We start from the raw sequence: 5136 nt of genomic DNA, 5'->3' as shown, positions 1-5136 counted from the left end.
CATCCACCTCTCTCCCCGCCCCCCGACCCACCGGATTTCGCCGCCACGCTCTCACCAGCAAGGCGTCAGAGGTCTCCACCAATGGGGGTGTCAGGTCGGTCAACTTGTTATTTCCGCAGGCCAGATGGGGTTTGACACACCGTTGACGCGCGCAGACTGCCGCTGATAGACACACACTTCATTCCGCCGACGTTCATCCGATCAAGCCGGTTCAGCCCGTTCGAGTTCGTTCAAGCCTGTTCCCACCGCCTCGCGCGGGACGCGCCACCGTCCTCGCGAGCGACGACGCGAGGTCACCGAGCCATGAACACACACGATCAGCACGGCAGAGGCAGAGGCAGAGCACGCACCGGCCCCGGCCGGAGGAGGACGCGGCTGCTCGCCGCCGCGGGCGCCGCCGCTCTCGCCCTCGCCTCCGGGCTCGCGACCCCGATGACCGCGGCCGCGCAGCCGGCCCGCGCGGCGCAGGCCGAGAAGGGCGAGCACAGCGACAAGGTGCTCACCGTCGCCGTCGCGCAGAGCGTGGACTCGCTCAGCCCGTTCCTGGCGGTGAAGCTGGTCAGCACGAGCATCGGCCGGCTGATGTACGAGTACCTGACCAACTACGACCCCAAGGACGCCCATCCCGTCCCCGCGCTGGCCACCAAGTGGGAGCCCTCGCCGGACAAACTGACGTGGACGTACACGATCCGCTCCGGGGTGAAGTGGTCGGACGGGCAGCCGGTCACCGCCGAGGACGCGGCGTGGACGTTCACCAAGATGATGACCGACTCCGGTGCCGCCACCGCCAACGGCAGCTTCGTCGGCAACTTCGCGAAGGTCACCGCGCCCAGCCCCACCCAGCTGGTGATCCGGTTGAAGAAGCCGCAGGCCACGATGACGGCGCTGGACGTGCCGATCGTGCCCAAGCACATATGGGAGAAGGTCAAGGACTTCTCGAAGTTCAACAACGACAAGACCTTCCCGATCGTCGGCGACGGGCCGTTCGTCCTCACCGGCTACAAGGCGGACAGCTATGTGCGGCTGAAGGCCAACAAGGACTTCTGGCGCGGCGCGCCGAAGTTCGACGAGCTGGTCTTCCGCTACTACAAGGACCAGGACGCCGCGGTGGCCGCCCTGCGCAAGGGCGAGGTCTCCTTCGTGGCCGGCTCGCCCTCGCTGACGCCCGCGCAGGCCGCCTCGCTCAAGGGCGACAAGAACATCCACGTCAACGACGCCCCTGGACGCCGTTTCTACGCCTTGGCCACCAACCCGGGCGCGCAGGCGAAGAACGGCCAGAAGTTCGGTGACGGCGACCCGTCGCTGCTGGACCAGCGGGTGCGGCACGCGCTGTTCATGGCGGTGGACCGCAAGACGATCATCGACAAGGTCTTCCAGGGCCACGCCGTCGAGGGCCAGGGCTACATCCCGCCGCGCTTCGCGCAGTACTTCTGGAAGCCCTCGGCGAGCCAGGAGCTGGCGTACGACCCGGCGAAGGCGGCGCAGCTGCTCGATGAGGCGGGCTACAAGAAGAACGGCGACGGCAAGCGCGTCGGCAAGGACGGCAAACCGCTGAACTACCGGGTGCTGTGCCACGCCACCGACCCGAACGACAAGGCGGTCGGCAAGTACCTGCAGGAGTGGTGGGGCAAGCTCGGCATCGGGGTCACCCTGGACTGCCTGGACAACGTCACCGACCCGTGGCTGGCCGGCAAGTACGACCTGGCCTTCGACGGCTGGTCCGTCAACCCCGACCCCGACTTCGTGCTGTCCATCCACACCTGCGCGGCCCGCCCGCAGACCCCGAAGGACACCGGCGCCACCGACAACTTCATCTGCGACAAGACGTACGACGAGCTGTACGCCAAGCAGCTCGCCGAGTACGACCCGGCCAAGCGGGCGGACATCGTCAAGCAGATGGAGTCGCGCCTGTACGACCTGGGGTACATGAACGTCATGGCCTACCCGAACGCGGTGGAGGCCTACCGCACGGACCAGATCAAGTCGATCACCACCATGCCGTCGGCCGCTGGCAACATCTACGGGCAGGACGGCTACTGGAGCTGGTGGTCGGCCGTGCCGGCCGACTCCTCCGACTCCTCGGGCGGTTCGTCCTCCACCGGGGTCGTCATCGGGATCGTCGTGGGTGTCGTGGTGGTGGCCGGACTCGGTGTGCTCTTCGCGGTGCGCCGCCGCTCCACCGCCGAAGACCGCGAGTAGGCAGGCACGCACCATGACCGCTGAAGCAACCCCCTCGATGGTCGGGGGAACGGCCGTCGCCGGTCCGGAGGTCACCGGGCCGGCGGGCGCCGGGCGCGCGCCGCGGGCGCGCACCGCCGCCGCGTATCTGCGCTACGCGGCGGGCAAACTGGCCGGTGCGGCGATCTCGCTGCTCGCCGTGCTCGTCACCAGTTTCTTCCTGTTCCGGCTGATCCCGGGCGATCCGGTGAAGGTCATGACCGGGGGCCGCCCGGTGTCGGCGGAGCAGATCGCCGCCTACCGGCGCGAGTTCGGGCTCGATCTGCCGCTGTGGCAGCAGTTCACCGACTACTGCGGCAAGGCGCTGACCGGGGACCTGGGCACCTCGTACCAGTTCCACGTGCCCGTCATCGACAAGATCACCGAGGCGCTGCCGAACACGCTGCTGCTCACCGGCACGGCCTTCGTCCTCTACACCGCCCTGGGCATCTTCCTGGGCACCCGTGCGGCCTGGCGGCACGGCGGGCTCGGCGACCGCCTCAACACCGGGCTGGCGCTGACCCTGTACTCCATCCCGTCCTTCTGGCTGGGACTGCTGCTGATCATCGTGCTGTCGGTGGGTGTGGGTCCGATCCCGGGCCTGTTCCCGACCGGGGGCATGGAGTCGGGCGGCAAGGAGGGCTTCGCGCACGTCGTCGACGTCGTGCACCATCTGGTCCTGCCGGTGGTGACGCTCGTCGCGGTGGAGTACGGGCAGACGCTGCTGGTCACCCGGTCGGCGCTGCTGGACGAGATGGGCGGCGACTATCTGACGACCGCCCGGGCCAAGGGCCTGCGCGACGACCTGGTGCGGCGCCGGCACGCCGTGCCCAACGCGCTGCTGCCGACCGTGACGCTGATCTTCATCAATCTGGGCCGGACGGTCGCCGGAGTCATCCTCGTCGAGACGGTCTTCTCCTGGCCGGGGCTCGGCGGGCTGTTCTACCAGGCGCTGAGCGTGCCCGATCTGCCGCTGGTGCAGGGGCTGTTCTTCGTCTTCGCCGCGGCGGTGATCGTCATGAACACCCTCGCCGACCTGCTGTATCCGCTGCTCGATCCGAGGGTGGGCCGATGACGACCGCCAAGACACCGCAGCCCCCTACGGCCACCGCTTCCGCCGGGAGCGCCGCGACGCGCAGTCCGCGCGCCCTCGCCCGGCAGCGCCGCCGGGCCTCCGCCGCACGGTTCTGGGCGGAGTACCGCAAGCACCGCGCGGGCATGTTCGGGCTCGCCGCCCTGGTGCTGTTCGCGCTGCTGGCGCTGACCGCGCCGCTGACCGTCGGGTCGGACGTGGCGAGCGTGACCGGCGCGCCGGGCCGGCCGCTGCAGAGCCCGAGCGGGCAGTTCCCGCTGGGCACCGACCAGTTCGGGCGCAACCTGCTGGGGCTGGTGATCTGGGGGGCGCGCGTCTCGCTGCTGGTGGGGCTGCTCGCGGCCGTGCTGTCGGTGGCGATCGGCGCGGTCATCGGCATCACCGCCGGGCACTTCGGCGGCTGGTACGCCACGGTGATCATGCGGGTGACGGACTGGTTCCTGGTGATGCCGACGCTGGTGCTGGCGATCGCGCTGGCCACCGTGCTGTCCCGGTCGCTGGGCACGGTGATCCTCGCGATCGGTGTGACCACCTGGCCGACGACCGCCCGGCTGGTGCGCGCGCAGACCCTGGCGGTGGAGTCACGGCCGTACATCGAACGCGCCAAGGCGCTCGGCGGCGGGCACTGGCACATCATGTCCCGGCACGTGCTGCCCAACGTGATGCCGCTCATCCTCGCGCAGACGACGCTGATCATCTCCTCGGCGATCCTGGCGGAGGCGACCCTGGCCTTCCTCGGGCTCGGGGACCCGACGGTCGTGTCGTGGGGCGGGCTGCTGCAGGACGCGCGGGAGGCGGGCGCGGTCAGCTCGGGCGACTGGTGGTACCTGGTGCCGCCGGGCATCGCGATCGCGCTGGTCGCGCTGGCGTTCACGCTGTGCGGGCGCGCGATGGAGGCCGTTCTCAACCCCAGGCTGGGGGTGGCGCGATGAGCCTGCTGGAGGTACGGGATCTGCGGGTGACCTACCCGGGTGGCGCGGCCGCCGTCCGGGGCGTCGATCTGTCCCTCGACGCGGGCCAAAAGCTCGGCATCGCGGGCGAGTCCGGGTGCGGCAAGTCCACGCTGGCCCTCGCGCTGCTGCGGCTGCTGCCGGCCAGGGCCCGGGTCGAGGGTCAGGTCCTGCTGGACGGCGAGGACGTGCTCGCCATGAAGTGGGGGCGGGTGCGCGCGGTCCGCTGGGCGGGGGCGTCGATCGTCTTTCAGGGCGCGATGCACTCCCTGAACGCCGTGCACCGGGTCGGCGACCAGATCGCCGAGCCGATCCTGCTGCACCGCAAGGCCACCCCGGCGGGCGCGAAGAAGAAGGCCGGCGAGCTGCTGGAGCAGGTGGGGCTGCCGGCGGCGCGGGCGAACGCGTACCCGCACGAGCTGTCCGGCGGGCAGCGCCAGCGCGTGATGATCGCGATGGCGCTGGCCTGCGACCCGCGGCTGATCGTCGCCGACGAGCCCACCACCGCCCTCGACGTGATGATCCAGGCGCAGATCCTGCGGCTGATCGAGGAGTTGGTCAGCGAGCAGGACGTGGGCCTGATGATGATCAGTCACGACCTGGCCGTGCTGGCCGACACCTGCGACCGGCTCGCGGTGATGTACGCGGGCCGGGTGGTCGAGGAGGGCCCGGCCCGGCAGGTCTACGAGGACGCCCGGCACCCCTACGGCCGGGCGCTGTCGGGGGCGTTCCCGCGGATCGGCGACCCCGCGTCGCGGTTCGCGCCGCGCGGGCTGCCGGGCGACCCGCCGGATCCGGCCGCGGTGCCGTCCGGGTGCGCGTTCCATCCGCGCTGCCCGGTCGCGCTGGAGGTGTGCGGCACCGAGGACCAGGTGC

At 70.6% G+C, this 5136-nt stretch carries 4 protein-coding genes; all 4 read left to right on the top strand.

Annotated features, from left to right (window positions below):
- Positions 1-303 precede the first annotated feature (303 nt).
- The gene (locus GV126_RS31915; RefSeq protein ID WP_159673115.1) at positions 304-2199 is read left to right on the top strand and encodes an ABC transporter substrate-binding protein; all 1896 of its coding nucleotides are present in this window, start codon (positions 304-306) and stop codon (positions 2197-2199) included.
- Positions 2200-2212: 13 nt separating this feature from the next.
- Positions 2213-3292, top strand: a complete 1080-nt coding sequence (locus GV126_RS31910; RefSeq protein WP_419796058.1) for an ABC transporter permease — start codon at positions 2213-2215, stop codon at positions 3290-3292.
- A complete protein-coding gene (locus GV126_RS31905) occupies positions 3289-4242 on the top strand; it encodes an ABC transporter permease (protein ID WP_159673113.1) in 954 nt (317 codons plus the stop codon). The genes GV126_RS31910 and GV126_RS31905 overlap by 4 nt, the downstream gene beginning before the upstream one ends.
- On the top strand, positions 4239-5136 hold an 898-nt coding region (locus GV126_RS31900), incomplete at its 3' end, for an ABC transporter ATP-binding protein (RefSeq protein WP_159673111.1). The genes GV126_RS31905 and GV126_RS31900, both read left to right, overlap by 4 nt.

The organism is Streptomyces mexicanus, from assembly GCF_902506575.1.
GTDB classification, from domain to species: Bacteria; Actinomycetota; Actinomycetes; order Streptomycetales; family Streptomycetaceae; genus Streptomyces; species Streptomyces mexicanus.
The sequence above is the reverse complement of the archived record's forward strand: the minus strand, read 5'-3'. Positions and strand labels throughout refer to the sequence as shown.

Bases quoted from the DNA above. Each gene is read 5' to 3' on its own strand.
- GV126_RS31915 (WP_159673115.1), top strand. From the start codon at position 304: ATGAACACACACGATCAGCACGGCAGAGGCAGAGGCAGAGCACGCACC.
- GV126_RS31905 (WP_159673113.1), top strand. From the start codon at position 3,289: ATGACGACCGCCAAGACACCGCAGCCCCCTACGGCCACCGCTTCCGCC.
- GV126_RS31910 (WP_419796058.1), top strand. From the start codon at position 2,213: ATGACCGCTGAAGCAACCCCCTCGATGGTCGGGGGAACGGCCGTCGCC.